At 61.8% G+C, this 19,244-nt stretch carries 20 protein-coding genes and 2 tRNA genes; 9 read left to right on the plus strand and 13 right to left on the minus strand.

Annotated features, from left to right (window positions below):
• Positions 1-34: 34 nt before the first annotated feature.
• Positions 35-988, minus strand: a complete 954-nt coding sequence (locus ACK3BK_RS15390; RefSeq protein ID WP_186669081.1) for a sugar ABC transporter substrate-binding protein — start codon at positions 986-988, stop codon at positions 35-37.
• A gap of 400 nt (positions 989-1,388) precedes the next feature.
• Here ACK3BK_RS15390 and ACK3BK_RS15395 point away from each other — a divergent pair, with 400 nt between their 5' ends.
• The 3 genes from ACK3BK_RS15395 (at position 1,389) to ACK3BK_RS15405 (ending at position 3,952) form a co-directional block, all read left to right on the plus strand.
• On the plus strand, positions 1,389-2,477 hold the full coding sequence (locus ACK3BK_RS15395; RefSeq protein ID WP_411382774.1) for an asparaginase: 1,089 nt from the start codon (positions 1,389-1,391) through the stop codon (positions 2,475-2,477).
• A 221-nt stretch (positions 2,478-2,698) separates the two neighbouring features.
• On the plus strand, positions 2,699-2,938 hold the full coding sequence (locus ACK3BK_RS15400) for a DUF1654 domain-containing protein (RefSeq protein WP_186669077.1): 240 nt from the start codon (positions 2,699-2,701) through the stop codon (positions 2,936-2,938).
• Between the two features lie 48 nt (positions 2,939-2,986).
• Positions 2,987-3,952, plus strand: coding sequence for an endonuclease (locus tag ACK3BK_RS15405; protein WP_186669075.1), 966 nt, complete (start codon positions 2,987-2,989; stop codon positions 3,950-3,952).
• 3 nt (positions 3,953-3,955) lie between these two features.
• Here ACK3BK_RS15405 and ACK3BK_RS15410 read toward each other — a convergent pair whose 3' ends face one another.
• Positions 3,956-4,939 carry an aldo/keto reductase gene (locus tag ACK3BK_RS15410; RefSeq protein WP_186720998.1) on the minus strand — a complete coding sequence of 328 codons (984 nt, stop codon included), beginning with the start codon at positions 4,937-4,939 and terminating at the stop codon, positions 3,956-3,958.
• 105 nt (positions 4,940-5,044) lie between these two features.
• Between ACK3BK_RS15410 and ACK3BK_RS15415 the strand changes: the two genes are divergently transcribed.
• Positions 5,045-5,500 (plus strand): MarR family winged helix-turn-helix transcriptional regulator, encoded by a 456-nt coding sequence (locus ACK3BK_RS15415; RefSeq protein WP_186710151.1) that lies wholly within the window; start codon positions 5,045-5,047, stop codon positions 5,498-5,500.
• Positions 5,501-5,549: 49 nt separating this feature from the next.
• Here the strand turns inward: ACK3BK_RS15415 and ACK3BK_RS15420 are convergent, their stop codons facing one another.
• From ACK3BK_RS15420 to ACK3BK_RS15435, 4 genes are all read right to left on the minus strand, one after another.
• Entirely contained in the window at positions 5,550-5,975 is a 426-nt protein-coding gene (locus ACK3BK_RS15420; RefSeq protein WP_186669069.1) for a GTP pyrophosphokinase, read from the minus strand.
• 203 nt (positions 5,976-6,178) lie between these two features.
• The gene (locus tag ACK3BK_RS15425) at positions 6,179-6,748 is read right to left on the minus strand and encodes an SPOR domain-containing protein (RefSeq protein WP_186669068.1); all 570 of its coding nucleotides are present in this window, start codon (positions 6,746-6,748) and stop codon (positions 6,179-6,181) included.
• A gap of 153 nt (positions 6,749-6,901) precedes the next feature.
• A tRNA-Val gene (locus tag ACK3BK_RS15430) sits at positions 6,902-6,978 on the minus strand.
• 138 nt (positions 6,979-7,116) lie between these two features.
• Positions 7,117-7,193: transfer RNA gene (locus ACK3BK_RS15435), tRNA-Val, on the minus strand.
• Positions 7,194-7,397: 204 nt separating this feature from the next.
• On the opposite strand from ACK3BK_RS15435, the gene ACK3BK_RS15440 reads away from it, so the two are divergent.
• Positions 7,398-8,681 (plus strand): NAD(P)/FAD-dependent oxidoreductase, encoded by a 1,284-nt coding sequence (locus ACK3BK_RS15440; protein ID WP_186710153.1) that lies wholly within the window; start codon positions 7,398-7,400, stop codon positions 8,679-8,681.
• Positions 8,682-8,780: 99 nt separating this feature from the next.
• On the opposite strand, the gene ACK3BK_RS15445 is transcribed toward ACK3BK_RS15440, so the two are convergent.
• On the minus strand, positions 8,781-9,518 hold the full coding sequence (locus ACK3BK_RS15445; protein WP_411382775.1) for a peptidase C39 family protein: 738 nt from the start codon (positions 9,516-9,518) through the stop codon (positions 8,781-8,783).
• Positions 9,519-9,677: 159 nt separating this feature from the next.
• On the opposite strand from ACK3BK_RS15445, the gene ACK3BK_RS15450 reads away from it, so the two are divergent.
• The gene (locus ACK3BK_RS15450; RefSeq protein WP_186669065.1) at positions 9,678-9,857 is read left to right on the plus strand and encodes a hypothetical protein; all 180 of its coding nucleotides are present in this window, start codon (positions 9,678-9,680) and stop codon (positions 9,855-9,857) included.
• Between the two features lie 62 nt (positions 9,858-9,919).
• Here ACK3BK_RS15450 and ACK3BK_RS15455 read toward each other — a convergent pair whose 3' ends face one another.
• Together ACK3BK_RS15455 and ACK3BK_RS15460 are read right to left on the minus strand one after the other, a co-directional pair.
• The gene (locus ACK3BK_RS15455) at positions 9,920-10,672 is read right to left on the minus strand and encodes a TerC family protein (protein ID WP_186669064.1); all 753 of its coding nucleotides are present in this window, start codon (positions 10,670-10,672) and stop codon (positions 9,920-9,922) included.
• A gap of 15 nt (positions 10,673-10,687) precedes the next feature.
• Positions 10,688-10,927, minus strand: coding sequence for a hypothetical protein (locus tag ACK3BK_RS15460; protein WP_186669063.1), 240 nt, complete (start codon positions 10,925-10,927; stop codon positions 10,688-10,690).
• A gap of 137 nt (positions 10,928-11,064) precedes the next feature.
• Here ACK3BK_RS15460 and nhaR point away from each other — a divergent pair, with 137 nt between their 5' ends.
• The 3 genes from nhaR to ACK3BK_RS15475 all read left to right on the plus strand — a co-directional run bounded on the left by nhaR (position 11,065) and on the right by ACK3BK_RS15475 (position 14,018).
• A complete protein-coding gene (gene nhaR, locus ACK3BK_RS15465) occupies positions 11,065-11,958 on the plus strand; it encodes a transcriptional activator NhaR (protein ID WP_186722224.1) in 894 nt (297 codons plus the stop codon).
• Positions 11,959-12,091: 133 nt separating this feature from the next.
• On the plus strand, positions 12,092-13,303 hold the full coding sequence (sstT, locus tag ACK3BK_RS15470) for a serine/threonine transporter SstT (protein WP_411382776.1): 1,212 nt from the start codon (positions 12,092-12,094) through the stop codon (positions 13,301-13,303).
• 67 nt (positions 13,304-13,370) lie between these two features.
• Positions 13,371-14,018, plus strand: coding sequence for a YceH family protein (locus ACK3BK_RS15475; RefSeq protein ID WP_186722228.1), 648 nt, complete (start codon positions 13,371-13,373; stop codon positions 14,016-14,018).
• A 1-nt stretch (position 14,019) separates the two neighbouring features.
• On the opposite strand, the gene ACK3BK_RS15480 is transcribed toward ACK3BK_RS15475, so the two are convergent.
• From ACK3BK_RS15480 to ACK3BK_RS15495, 4 genes are all read right to left on the minus strand, one after another.
• Positions 14,020-14,211: a hypothetical protein gene (locus tag ACK3BK_RS15480; protein ID WP_186669057.1), complete on the minus strand. Its 192-nt coding sequence runs from the start codon at positions 14,209-14,211 to the stop codon at positions 14,020-14,022.
• Positions 14,212-14,407: 196 nt separating this feature from the next.
• Complete coding sequence (gene ahpF / locus ACK3BK_RS15485; protein WP_411382777.1) at positions 14,408-15,970, minus strand: alkyl hydroperoxide reductase subunit F; 1,563 nt, start codon at positions 15,968-15,970, stop codon at positions 14,408-14,410.
• Positions 15,971-16,095: 125 nt separating this feature from the next.
• Complete coding sequence (gene ahpC / locus ACK3BK_RS15490; RefSeq protein ID WP_004375926.1) at positions 16,096-16,659, minus strand: alkyl hydroperoxide reductase subunit C; 564 nt, start codon at positions 16,657-16,659, stop codon at positions 16,096-16,098.
• Between the two features lie 152 nt (positions 16,660-16,811).
• Entirely contained in the window at positions 16,812-19,235 is a 2,424-nt protein-coding gene (locus ACK3BK_RS15495; RefSeq protein ID WP_411382778.1) for a fimbria/pilus outer membrane usher protein, read from the minus strand.
• Positions 19,236-19,244 lie beyond the last annotated feature (9 nt).

The following is a 19,244-nucleotide window of genomic DNA, read 5'->3' on the forward strand; positions in this document are numbered from 1 at the left end:
CACCACTGCCATCGGACTCAGCGCACTGTCAGCATCACTTGGTGATCAGTTCTACCGGTGTCTGGATGACATTGTCGGCATCGACATCAGGCTTCTCGCCCTTGACCATCTTCAGCGCCGCCTGGATACCGAACACAGCCTGCTGGCTGGCGGCCTGGTCGAGCGTGGCGAGCACGCGGCCATCCTTGAGCATCGGTTTGATGGCGTTGATGTTGTCGTAACCGACTACCTGCACCTGGCCAGTCTTGCCAGCGGCACGCACGGCCGAGACAGCGCCCAGGGCCATGCTGTCGTTACCCGCCAGCAGCGCCTTGAGGTCGGGGTATTCGTTGAGCATCGAGGCGGCAACGGCGTTGCCCTTGTCGATCTCCCAGTTGCCGGACTGCACCGAGACGATTTTCATCTGCGCGGCTTCCATCGCATCCTTGAAGCCGGCGGTGCGCTGCTGGGCGTTGGTGGTGGTCGGCACACCTTCGATGATGCCAACCTGATCGCCAGCCTTGAGCTTCTCTTTCGCCAGGTAGTCGCCGACCAGACGCGCGCCCTTGCGGTTGTCAGGGCCAACGAACGGCACGCTGATGCCTTTGCTCTTGAGCACTTCGGGGTCGAGACGGTTGTCGATGTTGACGACAGTGATGCCGGCATCCATGGCTTTCTTGATCACAGGGACCAAGGCCTTGGAGTCGGCCGGCGCGATGATCAGGGCGTTGGCGCCGGTGGCGATCATCTGCTCGACGATGCGGATCTGGTTGCCGGTATCGGTTTCGTCCTTGATGCCGTTGGCGACCAGGTCGAATTCATTCGGATGTTCTTTCTGGTAGGCCTTGGCGCCGTCTTCCATGGTGCGGAAGAATTCGTTGGCCAGCGATTTCATGACCAGTGCGACCTTGGGCTTGTCCTCGGCATGGGCCTGGGACAGCGGAATGGCGAGAGACAGGGAAGAGAGAACGGCAATAGCCAGCAGACGACCGGGGAACGGCAGTTTCATGGGATTAACTCCGAATCTTGTGATTTTTATCGGACCGCAAACGTTTGCGCTGCCTTACTATGGGAACAGGAACAGGTTTTGTCAAATGACTTTCCGGCGTTCCAGGCCCGGTCGTGTTAGTCGGAGATTATCCGGCAAATAGTCGGAAAACCGAATAGCCCTTGTAGGGATTGTTCGGGTTTCCGAATAGCAAAACACCTGCCACCCTCTTCTTGGACAAGCCCATCCCTCCACTGGCAACGCCATGCTTGCGCTCTCCACACACGGATGGGAGCGGGCTTGCTCGCGAAAAATCCGACTCAACTCGTCCCGCACCTCGCGGCTACTGCACCCTTGGTACGGAACCTGCCTACAACCTGTTGCGAACAAACATCTCATTTGGAAGAGAGAAGAAAAAATAATGAACACCGCACTGAAAACCTTCGCGCCGGGCGCCCTCGCCCTGCTGCTTGCACTGCCGATGACCGTTTCCGCCAAGGAAGCCGAACAACAGCAGAAGCTCGCCAATGTGGTCATCCTCGCCACCGGCGGCACCATTGCTGGCGCCGGCGCCAGCGCCGCCAACAGCGCGACCTACCAAGCTGCCAAGCTGGGCATCGACAAGCTGATTGCCGGCGTGCCGGAACTGGCCGACATTGCCAATGTGCGCGGCGAACAGGTGATGCAGATCGCCTCCGAGAGCATCAGCAACGACGACCTGCTCAAGCTGGCCAAACGCGTCGCGGAACTGGCCGACAGCAAGGACGTCGACGGCATCGTCATCACCCACGGCACCGACACCCTGGAAGAAACCGCCTACTTCCTCAATCTGGTCGAGAAGACCGACAAGCCGATCGTGGTCGTCGGCTCCATGCGCCCGGGCACAGCGATGTCTGCCGACGGCATGCTCAACCTGTACAACGCGGTGGCTGTGGCTGGCGACAAGCAGTCGCGCGGCAAGGGCGTGCTGGTGACCATGAACGACGAGATCCAGTCCGGTCGCGATGTCAGCAAGTCGGTGAACATCAAGACCGAAGCCTTCAAGAGCGCCTGGGGCCCGATGGGCATGGTGGTGGAGGGCAAGTCCTACTGGTTCCGCCTGCCAGCCAAGCGCCACACCACCAACTCCGAGTTCGACATCAAGCAGATCAGCAGCCTGCCACAGGTGGACATCGCCTATGGCTACGGCAACGTGACCGACACCGCGTACAAAGCCCTGGCCCAGGGCGGTGCTAAGGCGATCATCCATGCTGGCACCGGCAATGGCTCGGTGTCGTCGCGCGTGGTGCCGGCACTGCAAGAACTGCGCAAGGACGGCGTACAGATCATTCGCTCCTCGCACGTCAACCAGGGCGGTTTCGTGCTGCGTAACGCCGAGCAGCCGGACGACAAGAACGACTGGGTCGTGGCCCATGACCTGAACCCGCAGAAAGCGCGGATCCTGGCCATGGTAGCCATGACCAAGACCCAGGACAGCAAGGAGCTGCAGCGGATCTTCTGGGAATATTGATCCAGCCATGAGCAAGGCTGCAGGTATGACGGCCCAGCTCACGATGTAAAGAGTAAAGCTGCCGCGATCTCTCCCTAGAGGTTGCGGCAGCCTCATCCTTCGGGGCGGCCTACTCGTGCCAGCCCCTTCAAGCGCCATAGATGCTTTTTGCCTGACACGCTGTTGCGAAAAAACTGACAGTGAAATACTGTACGCACATACAGCAAAACAAGGAAAGCCCCATGGCCAGCCCCGCCGCAGCGCCCAGCAGTTATGAACAACTCGGCGTACGCATCCAGAAGATCATCAACAGCCCCACCGCCCAGCGCAGCCGAGCAGCGCTGATCTTCCGCCTGGAGCACGAGTCCCCCGATGACTGGGAAACGCTGCTCGAGGAAATTGCCGAGAACGACAACGTCACCCTCGCCCATCGCGACGATGGCGGTATTCAGATCTTCTGGACCATCCCCAAAGAAGACTGATCCTTTCCCCCGCCCCCTCTTCCACCGAAAGATGATTTGCGCTCGCCCATGAAAAAACTGCTGTCTGCCGTAGCCCTGCTCCTGTCCGTCGCCACTCCAGCGCTCGCCAACCCTCCCGCCACCTTTGCCGAAGCCAAGGTCGTGGCCAAACAGAAGATCTATCTCGACCAGGCCAGCAGCGCCATGGGTGAGCTCTACTGCGGCTGCAAATGGACCTGGGTGGGCAAGTCCGGGGGGCGTATCGACCCCGCCTCCTGCGGCCTGCAAGCCCGAAAGCAACAGACCCGCGCCGACCGTACCGAATGGGAACACATCGTGCCGGCCTGGACCCTGGGCCATCAACGCCAGTGCTGGAAGAACGGCGGCCGCGAGCATTGCGCCGACGACGACCCGGTATTTCGCGCCATGGAAGCCGACCTGTTCAACCTGTACCCGGCGGTGGGCGAGGTGAATGGCGATCGCAGCAACTTCAACTATGGCATGGCCTCGGGTGTGGGGCAGCAGTACGGCCAGTGCAAGACCCGCGTCGATTTCAACCAGCGCGCTGCCGAGCCGCGCGATGAAGTCAAGGGCCTGGTCGCCCGCACCACCTTCTATATGTTCGATCGCTATGGCCTGAACATGTCGCGCCAGCAGCAACAACTGCTCATGGCCTGGGACAAGCAGTACCCGGTCACCGCCTGGGAGCGCGAGCGCGACCGCCGTATCGCCGGCATCATGGGGCACGCCAACCCGTTCGTGAGCGGCGAGCGACGCTGGACAGCCGGCTACAAGACCGTCGGCGACGGTGTTGTCAGCAGCCTTGCCGACAAACCTACCAAGGCCGCACCTCAGCCTACCCTGGCCAAGGTCAGCGTGACGGGTGCGATCATCGGCAACCAGAACAGCCACCTCTACCATTTGCCCAGCGGCTGCCCTGGCTACAATCAGGTGTCAGCCAAGAACCAGGTCAGCTTCGAGTCCGAGTCGCAAGCCCAGGCCGCCGGTTACCGCAAGGCCGGCAACTGCCGCTGACCCTCATGCCACCGGGGCGCGGGAGGTCCGCTCGACGGGCAGCGACACGAACTGGCTGACGTCATCCAGGCGCTGCAACTGCTCGCTGCTGAGTTTCACCTCAAGGGCCGCCAGGTTCGACTGTAACTGCACCAGCGAACGCGGCCCGATCAGCGGCAGCGTGTCGTGACTGGCAGCCCAGGCGATCGCTACCTGATCTGCCGGGACGCCATGCTCCTGTGCCACGTCCAGCAGCGCATCGAGGATCGCGCTGCGCTGCGGCGAATTCTCCGGCTGGAACACTTTGCCGCCCAGGCCCTGGGCGCGCCCCGACTCGCCCTGGCGGTACTTGCCGGTCAGCATGCCGCCACCCAAGGGCGAGAAAGTCATCATGCCCAAACCCAATGCCCGACAGGTCGGCAACAGGTCAAGCTCGCATTCGCGGCGCACCAGGCTGTGTTCGAACTGCGCAGCCGCGATGGGTACGGCGCGAGAAAGCTGGGCATAGGTGGCCGCGTGAGCCACACGCCAGGCGGGGAAGTTGGAAAGGCCGACATACAGCACCTTGCCTGATCGCGAGAGGTCTTCCAGGCCACGCAGCAGCTCTTCGGTCGGGGTCACATGATCGGGGAAGTGAGCCCAGTACAGATCGATACGGTCCGTGTTCAAACGCTTGAGGCTGGCCTCCAGGGAGGTGACCATGGCCTTGCGGCTATTGCCGGTGGTCAGCACCCCCGCGGCGGGCGACGCACCCTGGGTGAACTTGGTCGACAGCACCACCTCATCGCGGCGCCCCGCCAGCAAGCGCCCCAGATGTGTTTCAGATTCGCCGAACTGATAGATGTCCGCCGTGTCGATGAGGTTGCCGCCCGCCTCCAGGTAGGTGTCGAACATCGCCTTGCACGCCTCGGGGTCGGCGCCATGGCCCCACGCGGTGCCAAAGTTGCCTGTACCCAATGCCAGCTGGGACAGTCGTAATCCGGTCTTGCCAAAGGGTGTGTAACGCATGAATGCTCCTGAACTGATGAATACCGTTCCAACAGCCGCCAGGAATGATCGCTCCCGGTTGACAGAACATTTGCATATACAAATGTTGCAGGTACAATATTTCACATGAACACACCAATCAAGCCCTCCGGCTGCACAAATCTCAAACTGCGCCAGTTGACGCGCATGGTCACCCGTCACTACGACCAGCACCTGGCTGCCATAGGCCTGAAGAACACCCAGTACGCCCTGCTGTCCCACGTGCTGCGGCTCGGCCCGTTGCGCCCGGGCGAATTGGCCAAGGCCATGCAGATGGAGCCTTCGACCCTGACGCGCAACATGCAACCGTTGGTAGCTCAGGGCTGGCTGACGATTTCGGCAGGCGGCGACGCGCGCAGCCGTGCGGTGCAGATCACCGAGGCAGGGATAGATAAACGCGAAGAAGGTAATCAGGCGTGGCAGGCGGCACAGGATTCATTACAGGATGCGCTGGGGCTGGAACGCATCAGCGCGCTGCATGTACTGATGGATGCGTGCATGACCACGCTCAATGATCCGGAGGCTGAAGCTCACCCCCTGTAGAATCGGCCCCGTAGCGCAACCAGGCGCTCCTGCGAAGGGCGTGGTGCCATCACGCCAGTGCCAGCAGATAGGCGCTGGCCTCACGATAACGACTCAACCGGGCGATGTCCGCGGGCCCCGGACACAGGATTCGCGAGAGGTCACTATTGTCGGCGAGGTCAGCCAGCTTCACCTCGCGCGCCAGCGGGTCACTGCCCAGGCGCACGACGAAATCCTCGTAGCGCTCACCCTCACGCCGACTCAACGCCAACAGCGCCGCCAGGATCTTCAGGGTGAAGCCTTCACGAGCCAGGTCTGACAGGGTCAGCGGCGTATCCTCCAGCACATCGTGAAGCACCGCGACGATCCGCTGCTCGGGCGTCGAGACCCGCTCCATCACCCGTAGCGGATGCAGGATATAAGCCGCGCCCCCCTTGTCGAATTGCCCTTCATGGGCCCTGGTCGCCACTACGATCGCTCGTTCCAGGTTGGACATGCTCCCTCTCCCCACTCAACCCTCTGGGTACCGACGATGCCCGATGGCAGGCGCATCGGCAAATACACCGTCACCTGAAGCATAGTCGGAAAAATACCGTTCGAGTTCAAAGCCCTGGCGCCAATGAATGTTCAGCGCCAGATCCTTGTCATCACAGGCATGCACACCACAATGCCTGCAACCTTTGCATGAGGGAGAAGCCGTCAGCGCTTGGCGCCATGCTGGATGACGATCGAGTCGGTCCCCAGGCGCGCCATGACATCAGCCTTGCGTGCATCCGCTTCGCCCTTTGTAGGGAACGGCCCCATCAGCACCACAGGTTTGCCGTCGCGGTATTCGACCCAGGAGGGAATGCCCTTCTCGATCAGGCGAGCGGTCATGTCGGTGAGTGCGCCCATATTGGGCCCCTGCACCACCTCGACATCCCAGCCTTCCGGGGCCGGCTCGCCAGCCAGGGCATCGGCACGACGCTGCAACTCAGCACCGCCGCAGATCTCGCGGATGCGCAGGTTGTTGCCGCTGTCGTCGACCAGGATTTCGTATTGGCCATCGTGCTTGATTGCCACATAGCTGCGATAGGCTTCGAACTGGCCGGCGTCGTCCTTGCCGCGGACCTGGCCGCAGATGGAGCCCTGGGTGTCGATCCGCACGTTGGCGAACTTGGCCGTCTTGGGGTTGTGCAGGTGTTCGGCCACCTGCTTGTGCACACCCTCGACCTCGTTTTCACAGCCCGCCAGGGCCAGCACCGCCATTACCACCGCCAGTTTGCGCACGCGTTCATCTCCCGATTCGAAGGGCCGGATTCTAGCATGGCGGGTCGGGAGCGCCGACGGCCAGGCTGTCGCAGGGCGTGTCACGCCCAGGCCGGTGTTTCCTGAGGCGAATGCAAAAAGGGCGATCCTTTCGGATCGCCCTTTTTGCAGATTTGGTAGGCACAATTGGACTCGAACCAACGACCCCCACCATGTCAAGGTGGTGCTCTAACCAACTGAGCTATGTGCCTGTCGTGTGGTGCGCATATTAGTGATCGATCGCACACCTGTAAAGCGTTTTTTCTCAAAAAAATCAAAAACTTTGCAGACCGGATCAAAGCCCGGACGCAAAAAAGGGCGATCCTTGCGGATCGCCCTTTTTTTCGATTTGGTAGGCACAATTGGACTCGAACCAACGACCCCCACCATGTCAAGGTGGTGCTCTAACCAACTGAGCTATGTGCCTGTCGATGAGGGCGCATTCTACGCGCTAGAAAATCCCTGTCAACAGTTTTTTTCGAGCTAACCTACTGATTCTAAAAATATTTGCGCCCATGACTAGCAGACAACACCCCTGTAAAGGATTTTCACCATACGACTAGCGGGTGTTTATTATTATTGATAGCATCGGTACATTCGTTAAAAATATAAAACACGAGGTTTTCCGAGCATGGCTAACACCCCCTACCCCCAGTCCTACTACGCCGCCTCGGCCAACCCGGTGCCGCCACGTCCGGCGCTGCAGGGTGAGGTGGAGACCGATGTATGCATCATCGGTGCCGGCTACACCGGCCTTTCCAGCGCACTGTTCCTGCTGGAGAACGGCTTCAAGGTGACCGTCGTCGAAGCCGCCAAGGTCGGCTTCGGCGCATCGGGCCGCAATGGTGGGCAGATCGTCAACAGCTACAGCCGCGACATTGACGTCATCGAACGCACCGTCGGCCCCAAGCAGGCACAACTGCTGGGCGAGATGGCTTTCGAAGGCGGCCGTATCATCCGTGAGCGCGTGGCCAAGTACAACATCCAGTGCGACCTGAAGGACGGCGGCGTATTCGCGGCCCTGACCAGCAAGCAGATGGGCCACCTGGAGTCGCAGAAGCGCCTGTGGGAGCGCTTCGGCCACACCCAGCTGGAACTCATGGACCAGAAGCGCATCCGTGAAGTGGTCGCCTGCGACAACTATATCGGCGGCATGCTCGACATGAGCGGCGGCCACATCCACCCGCTGAACCTTGCCCTGGGCGAGGCCGCTGCGGTCGAGTCGCTGGGCGGCGTCATCTATGAGCAGACCCCTGCCGTGCGCATCGAGCGTGGCGCCAACCCTGTGGTGCATACCCCACAGGGCAAAGTGCGCGCCAAGTTCATCATCGTCGCGGGCAACGCCTACCTGGGCAACCTGGTGCCGGAACTGGCCGCCAAGTCCATGCCTTGCGGCACCCAGGTGATCACCACCGAGCCACTGGGCGAGGAACTGGCCCGCACCCTGCTGCCGCAGGACTACTGCGTCGAGGACTGCAATTACCTGCTCGACTACTACCGCCTGACCAGCGACAAGCGCCTGATCTTCGGCGGCGGCGTGGTCTACGGCGCACGTGACCCGGCGAACATCGAGGCGATCATTCGTCCGAAGATGCTCAAGGCCTTCCCACAGCTCAAGGACGTGAAGATCGACTACGCCTGGACCGGCAACTTCCTGCTGACCCTATCGCGTCTGCCGCAGGTCGGTCGTATCGGCGACAACATCTACTACTCCCAGGGTTGCTCGGGTCATGGCGTGACCTACACCCACCTGGCGGGCAAGGTTCTGGCCGAAGCACTGCGTGGCCAGGCCGAGCGTTTCGACGCCTTCGCCGGCCTGCCGCACTATCCGTTCCCGGGTGGTCAGTTGCTGCGTGTGCCATTCAGCGCCATTGGTGCGTGGTACTACAGCCTGCGGGATCGCCTGGGGTTCTGATGTAGCACCGGATTGTTCATTTCGCGGGCAAGCCCGCTTCCACAAGCGAGCATCTGTGGGAGCGGGTTTACCCGCGAAATGTAATCAGTACCGCCGCAGCTACTGCCCGAGGCTACGCAGCGCCTGCTTCGCGGCAACCTCCTGGCCATCGCGCGCCAGCTCGTCGGCAGCCTTCATCCAGCGCTGGCGGTCGACCTGGGCCGGCAGGCGCTGCGGCGGTTGCACCAGCACCGCCCAACTCCCCTCCTTGGCCCAGGCGCTCTCGAAGGTTCCGAAGTCCAGCAGATGCCGCCGCGCCATCCCTGAACGCAGCAATACACGCTGCTTGTAACGGTCGTAGCCGATCAGCACCGCATAGCGTGGCTCGCCCCACAGCGCCGAACCATCGTGATAGCGCAACAACACCGGATGACCGGCCGCCACTTGGGTGAGCAAGGCATCCAGGCGCTTGTCCAGCGGATAGACCACCATGCCGTACTCGCGGGCCACCCGGGGAATGCCGGTTTCCAGCGACGCCGCGCCCTGCGGCAGATTCAGCGATTTGTCCAGCAGGCCAGGCGTGATCGGCGCGCCCTGCTGCGAAAGCACGGCCGCCAGAGCCATCGAACCACTCAGATTGGCATTACCGCGATAGAACGGCACGCTGCTGATCTCGACCCGCTGCGGCAGTTTGTCGAGCGCCGCCGGTGGAGAACCGGCGCAACCGGCAAGGCTGGCGACCACCAGGCAGGCCGCCAGCAGGCGGCGCGGGCTCAGGGAGGTGAAGAAATGCTGCGACATGGACACTCGCTTGTTTCGACGCCCGGCAGACAGCGCCCGGCACTGGGCTCCGATCATAGGCGCCTGCGCGGCCCGGGTATAGCCCGCTTCGGGCTTGGAACGAAATGGCCCAAGCAATAGACCTTCGGTCAATGGAACGTCACACGCGTGCGGCTAGACTAAGGAAGTGTCTGGAGGGAACAGCCCACAGCTGTCCCGAGAGAAGGAGGCACGCACATGAGCCTGACAATGGCAATCTTCATGCTGGTCGCGATGTGGTTGAGCGTCGCCGCCGCCATGCTCTGGGGGGTACTGCGCATCGCGCGACGCCATGCCCGACCGCATCACACCCAAGCCGCCACCGCGCCCAAGCCTCAGCCGCTGCATCGCACCCGCCGGCACGCCGGGGCACATTGACCTGATCCGCAAAAGAACAAGGGGCTGCCTGGCAGCCCCTTCTCTTTTGCGTCAGCCCGGTGTCAGCCTTCAGCCGCCTCGCGCTTCAGGCGTGCCCGGCGAACCATGATGTTGAGGATCTCGATCACCGTGGAGAAGGCCATCGCTGCGTACACGTAGCCTTTCGGTACATGGGCGCCGAAACCTTCGGCGATCAGCGTCATGCCGATCATGATCAGGAAGCCCAGCGCCAGCATCACCACGGTAGGGTTGTCGTTGATGAACTTGGCCAGCGGGTCAGCGGCCACCAACATCACGATCACTGCACTGATCACGGCGATGATCATGATCGGCAAGTGCTCGGTCATGCCCACGGCGGTGATGATGCTGTCCACCGAGAAGACGATGTCGAGCAACAGGATCTGACCGATCGCCGCAGCAAAGCCGAGGGTCACGGTGGTGCCGGCCTTGGATTCTTCCTTCGCACCATGCGGATCGACGCTTTCGTGAATCTCCTTGGTTGCCTTCCACAGCAGGAACAGGCCACCGGCGATCAGGATCATGTCCTTCCAGGAGAAGGCGTGGCCGAATACCTCGATCACCGGCTCCGTCAACTGGACGATCCAGGCCACCGTCGAGAGCAGTGCCAGGCGCATGATCAACGCCATGCTGATACCGATCCGTCGAGCCTTGGAGCGGTAGGCCTCAGGCAGCTTGTTGGTGAGAATCGAGATGAAGATCAGGTTGTCGATACCCAACACGATTTCCATTGCCACCAGTGTGGCCAGGGCGACCCAGGCGGTGGGGCTCGCAGCAAGTTCCAGCAAGTATTCCATTTAGTGTTCCTTCGCTCAAATGTCCTGGGTGTCGTTCTTGTCTTGCTTGCTCTCGGTTTTTGGCTCGCTGCCACCGAGGGTTTCGTTCAAGGCTTGCTGGGCGGCTTCGTTGGTCTTGTCGATCGCCTGCTTGGCCGACTCGGCGGCCTGGTTCAGCACCTGCTGGGCCGACTTCTCGGCCTGGTCGCAACCCGCCGTGGCCAAGAGCGCCAGCACCAGTACCAACGGGGTGCCGATGGATTTCAGTTGTAGCATAAGGTCCTCGCTTATCGATGTTCGGCTGGCGCACGCAGCGCGCCTGATGGAGTCGAATTCTAGAGAGACCGATAGTTCAGGAAAATTCGTATTTTCAGCGGTTATACTTCGGCTTTTACGAATCGAGTCATCTCTCCATGCTCAACTACCGTCAGCTTCACTATTTCTGGGTAGTGGCCCGCACTGGCAGCATCACCCGCGCCAGCGAGCAATTGAACCTCACGCCTCAGACCATCAGCGGGCAGATCAGCCTGCTTGAACAGACCTACAACCTGGAGCTGTTCCAACGCGTCGGTCGACAACTGGAACTGACCGAAACCGGCCGCCAGACCCTCGCCTATGCCGAGCAGATGTTCCAGATTGGCAGCGAACTCGAGACCCTGTTGCGCGCCGGCCCCCAGGAACAGATCCTGTTCCGCGTAGGGGTCGCGGACGTGGTGCCCAAGTCCATCGTCTATCGTTTGCTGGCACCGACCATGGAGCTTGACGAAGTACTGCGCATCAACTGCCGTGAAGACAAGCTGGAGCGCCTGCTCGCGGACCTGGCGATCCAGCGCCTTGACCTGGTGATCTCCGACAGCCCCATGCCCAGCCATCTGGACATCAAGGGGTACAGCCAGAAACTGGGTGAGTGCGGCCTGAGCTTTTTCGCCACCGCAGCCCTTGCCACTCGGCTGAAGCAGCCCTTCCCCGGCTGCCTCGACGACGCACCGCTACTGATCCCCGGACAGGAAACGGTAGTGCGCAGCCGCCTGTTGCGCTGGCTGGCCGAGCAGCAGGTGCAACCGCGCATCGTCGGTGAATTCGACGACAGCGCCTTGATGCAGGCATTCGGACAATCGGGCAGCGGCATCTTCGTGGCGCCCAGCGTGATCGCCGATGAGGTGTGTCGGCAGTACGGCGTGGAACTGATCGGACAGACCGAGGCGGTGCATGAGTCGTTCTATGCGATCTCTGTGGAGCGCAAGGTGAAGCATCCGGGGATCGTGGCGATTACCGAAGGCGCGCGCAGGGAGCTGTTCAACTGGTGAGTCCATACTGGCCCTTATCGGGCCAATAGCACTGCCATCCCTAGCGTAAATGCGGGAAACAATACCGTCAGCCATGTATTACAGCTCCTGTGCTACAGTCCGCGGTTCGTTCAAACCCGAGACCCCGCTGCACATGACCCCTGTTTTTCGCCTTCTCAGCCGCACCAGCCTGGTGACCCAGATCATCATTGGCCTGGCTGCCGGTATCGCCCTGGCGCTGGTCGCCCCGAGCCTGGCCCTGGATCTTGCATTCCTCGGCAAGGTGTTCGTCTCGGCCCTCAAGGCCGTGGCACCGATCCTGGTGTTCGTGTTGGTGATTGCCTCCATCGCCAACCATCAACAAGGTCAGCAGATCCATATCCGCCCTATCCTCTGGCTCTACCTGCTGAGCACTTTCAGTGCCGCCGTGGTCGCCGTGGTGGCGAGCATGGCCTTCCCTTCGACTCTGATACTGAACCCACACGAAGCAACGCTGAGCGCCCCCGGCGGCATCACCGAAGTGCTGCAGGGCCTGCTCCTGAGCGCGGTGGACAATCCAGTGAGTGCCCTGGTCAATGCCAACTTCATCGGCATCCTGACCTGGGCCATCGGCCTGGGCATAGTGCTGCGCAAGGCCGGCAAGGCAACCCGCGGAGTGATCGACGACCTGTCCAAAGGCATCACGCAGCTGGTTCGCGTGGTGATTCGCTTCGCTCCACTGGGGATCTTCGGCCTGGTCAGCTCGACCCTGGCCGAGGCGGGCCTGGATGCCCTGCTCGGCTACCTGCATCTGCTGGGGGTGCTGATCGGTTGCATGCTGTTCGTAGCATTGGTGATGAACCCGTTGATCGTGTTCTGGAAGATTCGCCGCAACCCTTACCCCCTGACCCTCCTGTGCCTGCGTGAAAGCGGTATCACCGCATTCTTCACCCGCAGCTCGGCAGCGAACATTCCGGTAAACCTGGCGTTGTCGGAGCGCCTGGGCCTGCACGAAGACACCTACTCAGTGTCGATCCCGCTGGGTGCGACCATCAACATGGCCGGGGCCGCGATCACCATTACCGTGCTGACCCTGGCGGCGGTGCATACCCTGGGGATCGCCATCGACCTGCCGACCGCGGTGCTGCTCAGCGTGGTGGCTGCGGTCTGTGCCTGCGGCGCCTCGGGCGTGGCCGGCGGGTCGCTACTGTTGATTCCTCTGGCTTGCAGCCTGTTCGGCATTCCCAGCGAGATTGCCATGCAGGTGGTTGCCGTCGGCTTCATCATCGGTGTGTTGCAGGACTCGGCGGAAACCGCGCTCAATTCATCGACCGACGTACTGTTCACTGCGGCTGCGTGCGAGGCCATGGAGCGGCGTACTGCCTGAGCCGCAATTGCTTAAGCCAGACGCAAGGCCTAGGCTAATGGCCTTTTCCTAGTAACGAGACAGGGCCATGTCAGAACACGAAACCGCAGGCGAAGGCCGCTTCAACAGTATCGAGGTCCGTATCCTCGGCGCGCTGATCGAAAAGCAGGCCACCAGCCCGGAAAGCTACCCACTGACACTCAATGCGCTGGTCCTGGCCTGCAACCAGAAGACCAGCCGGGAGCCGGTGATGAACCTCTCCCCCGGTCAGGTCGGCCAGGCCCTGCGTGCGCTCGAAGGCCAGGACATGGCCCGCCTGCAGATGGGTAGCCGCGCCGACCGCTGGGAACATCGGGTAGACAAGGCGCTGGAACTGGTACCGGCGCAGTTGGTACTGATGGGGCTGATGTTCCTGCGGGGCCCGCAGACCCTCAACGAACTGCTGACCCGCAGCAACCGTCTGCACGAATTCGAAGACGTCGATCAGGTCCAGCATCAGCTGGAGCGCCTGGTTTCGCGCGGGCTGGCCTTGCATCTACCGCGTCAGGCAGGCCAGCGCGAGGACCGCTACACCCATGCCTTGGGCGATCCGGCCGAGATCGAAGCGATTCTTGCCGCGCGTCAGCAGGACAGCGGGCCACGCAGTGGTGCAGGCAGCGTTTCGGAGGATCGAATCGAAGCGCTGGAAGCGCGGATCTCGGCACTGGAGGCGCGGCTGGCTCAGCTCGAGGGCTGAGTCAGGTCTGGTCGGGCTCGGGGAAGTTACGGCAGCTCTTGCGCTCGGCCAGTTCCTGGTCGCTGGGGCGCTGGTCGACGAACACGGTACGACCGTCGGGGTAGATTTCCAGGTAGCCCCAGTGCAGATCCTGCTCCTGTTGGCCAGGCTTGGGTGGCACCAACCACCAGGGTTCTCGACTGATCGGGGTCATGGCGCGATTCCTGAGAGCGTCTTCTTCAAGCATAGACACCCTCAGAGAATGCTTTGTTTCTGCGGGCCTCATCGCGGGACAAGTCGGGGCGCCGAACCGCCGCTCCCACCGGTAACAGCTTCAAAAGCTGTGCGCTACACCGGTGGGAGCGGCGGTTCGGCGCCCCGACTTGTCCCGCGATGAGGCGCGCGCTGACTTACGCCGGCGCCGATGTCCGGATCAGGTGATCGAAGGCCGCCAGCGAAGCTTTGGCGCCCTCGCCCACGGCGATGACGATCTGCTTGTATGGCACCGTGGTCACGTCACCGGCCGCGAACACACCAGGGATGCTGGTCTGGCCCTTGGCGTCGACGATGATCTCGCCACGCGGCGACAGCTCGACTGTGCCCTTGAGCCAATCAGTGTTCGGCAGCAGGCCGATCTGCACGAAGATACCTTCGAGCGCCAGCTCATGGATCTCGTTGCTGGTCCGGTCCTCGTAGCGCAGACCGGTAACCTTCTCGCCATTACCCAGCACTTCCTTGGTCAGGGCGCTGGTGATCACCTTGACGTTCGGCAGGCTGTGCAGCTTGCGCTGCAGCACCGCATCGGCACGCAACTGGCTGTCGAACTCGATCAGCGTCACCTGAGCGACGATACCGGCCAGGTCGATGGCCGCTTCCACGCCAGAGTTGCCACCACCGATCACCGCCACGCGCTTGCCCTTGAACAGTGGGCCATCACAGTGCGGGCAGTAGGCCACACCACGGGCGCGGTACTCCTGCTCACCGGGGACATTCATCTCGCGCCAGCGGGCACCGGTGGCGAGGATCACGGTCTTGGCCTTGAGCGATGCACCGCTGGCCAGGCGTACTTCATGCAAGCCGCCCTCGGTGGCCGGGATCAACGCTTCACCGCGCTGCAGATTCATGATGTCGACGTCGTACTGCTTGACGTGCTCTTCAAGCGCACTGGCCAGCTTCGGCCCTTCGGTCTCCTGCACGGAGATGAAGTTCTCGATCGCCAGGGTATCAAGCACCTGGCCGCCAAAACGCTCAGCGGCAACACCGGTACGAATGCCTTTGCGCGCAGCGTAGATGGCCGCGGCAGCGCCAGCAGGACCACCGCCGACCACCAGCACGTCGAAAGCGTCCTTGGCATTGATCTTTTCCGCCTGGCGGCTGCCGGCACTGGTGTCGATCTTGCCGAGAATCTCTTCCAGGCCCATGCGGCCCTGGCCGAACACTTCACCGTTCAGGTAGATGCTCGGTACCGCCATGATCTTGCGCGATTCGACTTCATCCTGGAACAGCGCACCATCGATGGCGACGTGACGAATATTGGGGTTGAGCACCGCCATCAGGTTCAGGGCCTGGACCACGTCGGGACAGTTCTGGCAAGACAGCGAGAAGTAAGTCTCGAAGCTGAACTCGCCTTCCAGGGCCTGGATCTGCTCGATCACTTCGGCGCTGGCCTTGGAGGGGTGGCCACCGACCTGCAGCAACGCCAGTACCAGGGAGGTAAATTCATGGCCCATGGGGATGCCGGCGAAACGCAGGCTGATATCGCCCCCGGGACGGTTGAGCGAGAACGAGGGGCGACGGGTATCGCTGCCGTCCTCGCGCAGGGTAATGAGGCTCGACAGGCCGGCGATTTCAACCAGCAGGTCGTGCATTTCACGGGACTTCGCGCCGTCGTCGAGAGAAGCAACGATCTCGATCGGCTGGGTGACCCGCTCCAGGTAGGTTTTCAGTTGCGATTTAAGCGTGGCGTCCAACATACGGGGCGATTCCTTTTTTAAAACTCGGATACAAAAACGCCCAGGCGAGGTCGCCCGGGCGTTTGACGGGGCAGTGAGTACTTCAGCTTTGGCGGCTGCTCACCGCCCGCGATTGATGCATGACCTTAGATCTTGCCGACCAGGTCCAGCGATGGCGCCAGAGTGGCCTCGCCTTCTTTCCACTTGGCCGGGCAAACTTCGCCTGGGTGAGCGGCAACGTACTGGGCAGCCTTGACCTTGCGCAGCAGCTCGGCGGCATCGCGGCCTACGCCACCGTCGTTCAGTTCGACGATCTTGATCTGACCTTCCGGGTTGATCACGAAGGTGCCGCGATCAGCCAGACCGGCTTCCTCGATCAGCACGTCGAAGTTGCGCGAGATGACGTGGGTCGGGTCACCGATCAGCGGGTATTGGATCTTGCCGATGGTGTCCGAAGTGTCGTGCCAGGCTTTGTGGGTGAAGTGGGTGTCGGTGGACACGCCGTAGATTTCGACGCCCAGCTTCTGGAACTCGGCGTAGTTGTCAGCGAGGTCACCCAGTTCGGTCGGGCAGACGAAAGTGAAGTCGGCCGGGTAGAAGAACACGACGGACCATTTGCCTTTCAGGTCGGCTTCGCTTACCTGAACGAACTCGCCTTTGTGGTAGGCAGTGGCGTTGAACGGTTTGACCTGGCTGTTGATGATTGGCATCAGAAACGCTCCTTCGAGGGTTAGTTAACTTGGGGTGGGTAACTTTCGATGGAGTAATCCTATCCAATGACCTCGACAATGGCTCATTGGTAAACCTCATGTTGGTGATTGGTTTTGGCTATAAGCTGCGCAGCCGATAGATTTTTTCATTCCTATGCTTCTTCGTCCTGCGAGGCGACACAAGCTGACGCGGCTCCATCTGCATAATCCAGCCAGCACGATGTATCGGCACGCGTGCCCCAGGAGACCTTCACCCGCCCCTGGCCAGCGGCTGAGCGAAGATGCAGGCGGCTGCCCTGCCCGACCATGCCCACTTCCTCTCCCTGAACATCGAATATCTGGGCACCGAAGGGCAGCGTCTGCCCTTGACCGCCTCGAGCCTCGATTAACAGCAGCTTTCCGCTGCGCGTCGGATAGTGCAACAGCGTCGCCGCACCGGCCCGGGGCACCACCGACTGACCGCTGATCTGCAGCTCCACATCCTGCGACATGCCCTTGGGGTCGATGTCGACGGTATTCACGCTGTAGGGGCTCAACGAGGGGACGACCGCAAAGCCCTTGGCATTCAACCGTACACTCGGGTGCTGCTGAATACGCGCCGCTTCGGCGAAGGGGGCATGAACGATGGCGAAACTCTCGCCCAACGGTTGCGCCAACAGCACGCCCCCCGGATGACCGACCACCGAGCCGCGCGCGCCGATTGCAAACTGACGGGACTCCTGGCGTTGGGCCACAGCCCCGCTCAGCTCCCCACTCGAGCTGCGATGCACCAGGTTCGCGTCAAACCCTGCGCCACCTTGCACTCCCTCCTGGTACACACTGGACAGGCCATAACCCCACTGCCCATCCTCGCCGGCCGTTGCGCTCCAGCGCACATTCGTCGTTGCCCTGCCTTCGGAGTCGCGGTTCATGCTGGTGCTCAGCGAACCGCGACGCTGTACCCCCAACGGCAGGCTGGCCGTCAGTGTCAAAGTGCTCACTGCCTGTCCGTTGCCACGATACTCGCGCCCAAGTGTTACGCCGTAGGAAAGCGAGCGCAGATTGTTGTAGTACCCCACGTTGTACTCACGGTTGCCCACCGCAGATCCCCACTGCTCGCCAGCGCTGGCCCTAAGGCTAAGACGACCGGTCCCGGGCAGCCGCTGCTGAAGTGCCATCGCCGCCCGCCAGCGCTGAGGCGAACGCGGATTGATGCGCTGAGTTTGCTGACTGATGCGGGCGAACTCGTCAAAGCTGTAGTAGTCAGCGTCGTTACGATGGGTAAGGCTGGCACTCAGGTCGGTGCCCGTCGTTTCCACCCGCTGGCGCCAACTGAAGCGCAGCGCCTGCCCCTGCGCGGAGCGGCCCTGGCCAAGCGATGCCTGGGCATGATATCCGGTCACTCCAAAGGCGCCGAAGCGGCTGTTGATCGCGCCACCCATGGCGCTGGCCAGATAGTCCTCTGCCAGCCAGACGCCTCCATGCACGCTGAAGGTGTTGTCCAACCCTTGTTGCCAGCTGCCTTGCACATGGCCTGGGCCAGGACGACCAAGGTCGTCGCGCCACACCCCTGCACTGAGGTCAAAGCGACTCGCCCCTTCTCGTAAGGCCAGTGGTGCGGCTTGATAGGGCAAGGTAAAGCGACGTACGCTGCCGTCGGCCTCCTCCAGGGTGACCTCCAGATCATCATTGAGCCCGCTGGCATACAGGTCGTCGATCTCGAACGGCCCCGGCGGCACCGTCGACTCATGCAGCAGCGCCCCTCGCTGGCGAATGCTCAACAACGCAGTGCTGTTGGCGACACCTCTGACCACCGGTGCGAAACCGCGCTGGGACCTGGGCAACATGCGCTCATCGGTGGACAGCTGTACCCCGCGAAAAGCGCTGCTGTCGAAGACATCGCCAGTTGCATGCCCATCACCCAGGGTAAGCTGGGCCGCCCATGAAGGCAGGTCCCGCCGCACCGACGTCGCGCCGGCCTGATAGCGAACCGCCCGCTCATCACTTATCTGCGCGCTGCCTTCGTGGCGCCAATACCATTGCCCGGTGTTCAAACCGGCGCGCACGCCCAGAAACCCTTGCCGACGCTGGCCGCCTCGCCGGAGGTCTTGGTATTCATAGGCATTCAGTCGGTAATCGACAAAACCCGCGGTGACACCCGAATCCCAGGTTTGCGGCGGCAAATGATCCTGAGGCTGGCGACGCAAGGCAGACTGGGCAATCTCCAGGTGCAGTTGCAAAGCGCCGAAATCCAGGTTTTCGCTGGCAGTCATCTGCAACTGCGCCAAGCTCAGGCAACTGCCGGGCTCGGCCAGTCGCTCACGCACGTCCTTCGCCAGCCCCTCCATGTTCAACCCCAACCCTTCGAGTAACGACGAGTCGTAACAGGGTACAGCCTGGCCGGACGTGCCAAAGGTGCGCAAGGAAACCGCACGGCGTCCTACCCATTGCTGGTTGAGAACGACGTCCAGGGTATAGTTGCCTTCAGGGACAGCGTCGATGACTTGATAACGCCCCAGATCGACCGTGCTTCCTTGACGCAGCAACCCTGGGTCGAACTCCACGGCACTGACGAGTTCGGCGTGTGCACCGGCCATCCCCAATGC

Origin of the sequence: Pseudomonas sp. L7, assembly GCF_046605565.1 — a bacterium.
Lineage (GTDB): Bacteria > Pseudomonadota > Gammaproteobacteria > Pseudomonadales > Pseudomonadaceae > Aquipseudomonas > Aquipseudomonas wayambapalatensis.

Excerpts from the sequence above, each read along its gene's own strand:
- ACK3BK_RS15405 (WP_186669075.1), top strand. The coding sequence starts at position 2,987 with ATGAAAAAACTGCTGTCTGCCGTAGCCCTGCTCCTGTCCGTCGCCACT.
- ACK3BK_RS15415 (WP_186710151.1), top strand. The coding sequence starts at position 5,045 with ATGAACACACCAATCAAGCCCTCCGGCTGCACAAATCTCAAACTGCGC.
- ACK3BK_RS15475 (WP_186722228.1), top strand. The coding sequence starts at position 13,371 with ATGTCAGAACACGAAACCGCAGGCGAAGGCCGCTTCAACAGTATCGAG.
- ACK3BK_RS15450 (WP_186669065.1), top strand. The coding sequence starts at position 9,678 with ATGAGCCTGACAATGGCAATCTTCATGCTGGTCGCGATGTGGTTGAGC.
- nhaR (WP_186722224.1), top strand. The coding sequence starts at position 11,065 with ATGCTCAACTACCGTCAGCTTCACTATTTCTGGGTAGTGGCCCGCACT.
- ACK3BK_RS15440 (WP_186710153.1), top strand. The coding sequence starts at position 7,398 with ATGGCTAACACCCCCTACCCCCAGTCCTACTACGCCGCCTCGGCCAAC.
- ACK3BK_RS15445 (WP_411382775.1), bottom strand. The coding sequence starts at position 9,518 with ATGATCGGAGCCCAGTGCCGGGCGCTGTCTGCCGGGCGTCGAAACAAG.
- ACK3BK_RS15495 (WP_411382778.1), bottom strand. The coding sequence starts at position 19,235 with ATGGCCGGTGCACACGCCGAACTCGTCAGTGCCGTGGAGTTCGACCCA.
- ACK3BK_RS15455 (WP_186669064.1), bottom strand. The coding sequence starts at position 10,672 with ATGGAATACTTGCTGGAACTTGCTGCGAGCCCCACCGCCTGGGTCGCC.
- ACK3BK_RS15460 (WP_186669063.1), bottom strand. The coding sequence starts at position 10,927 with ATGCTACAACTGAAATCCATCGGCACCCCGTTGGTACTGGTGCTGGCG.
- sstT (WP_411382776.1), top strand. The coding sequence starts at position 12,092 with ATGACCCCTGTTTTTCGCCTTCTCAGCCGCACCAGCCTGGTGACCCAG.
- ACK3BK_RS15480 (WP_186669057.1), bottom strand. The coding sequence starts at position 14,211 with ATGACCCCGATCAGTCGAGAACCCTGGTGGTTGGTGCCACCCAAGCCT.
- ACK3BK_RS15410 (WP_186720998.1), bottom strand. The coding sequence starts at position 4,939 with ATGCGTTACACACCCTTTGGCAAGACCGGATTACGACTGTCCCAGCTG.
- ACK3BK_RS15395 (WP_411382774.1), top strand. The coding sequence starts at position 1,389 with ATGAACACCGCACTGAAAACCTTCGCGCCGGGCGCCCTCGCCCTGCTG.
- ahpC (WP_004375926.1), bottom strand. The coding sequence starts at position 16,659 with ATGCCAATCATCAACAGCCAGGTCAAACCGTTCAACGCCACTGCCTAC.
- ACK3BK_RS15390 (WP_186669081.1), bottom strand. The coding sequence starts at position 988 with ATGAAACTGCCGTTCCCCGGTCGTCTGCTGGCTATTGCCGTTCTCTCT.
- ACK3BK_RS15400 (WP_186669077.1), top strand. The coding sequence starts at position 2,699 with ATGGCCAGCCCCGCCGCAGCGCCCAGCAGTTATGAACAACTCGGCGTA.
- ahpF (WP_411382777.1), bottom strand. The coding sequence starts at position 15,970 with ATGTTGGACGCCACGCTTAAATCGCAACTGAAAACCTACCTGGAGCGG.
- ACK3BK_RS15420 (WP_186669069.1), bottom strand. The coding sequence starts at position 5,975 with ATGTCCAACCTGGAACGAGCGATCGTAGTGGCGACCAGGGCCCATGAA.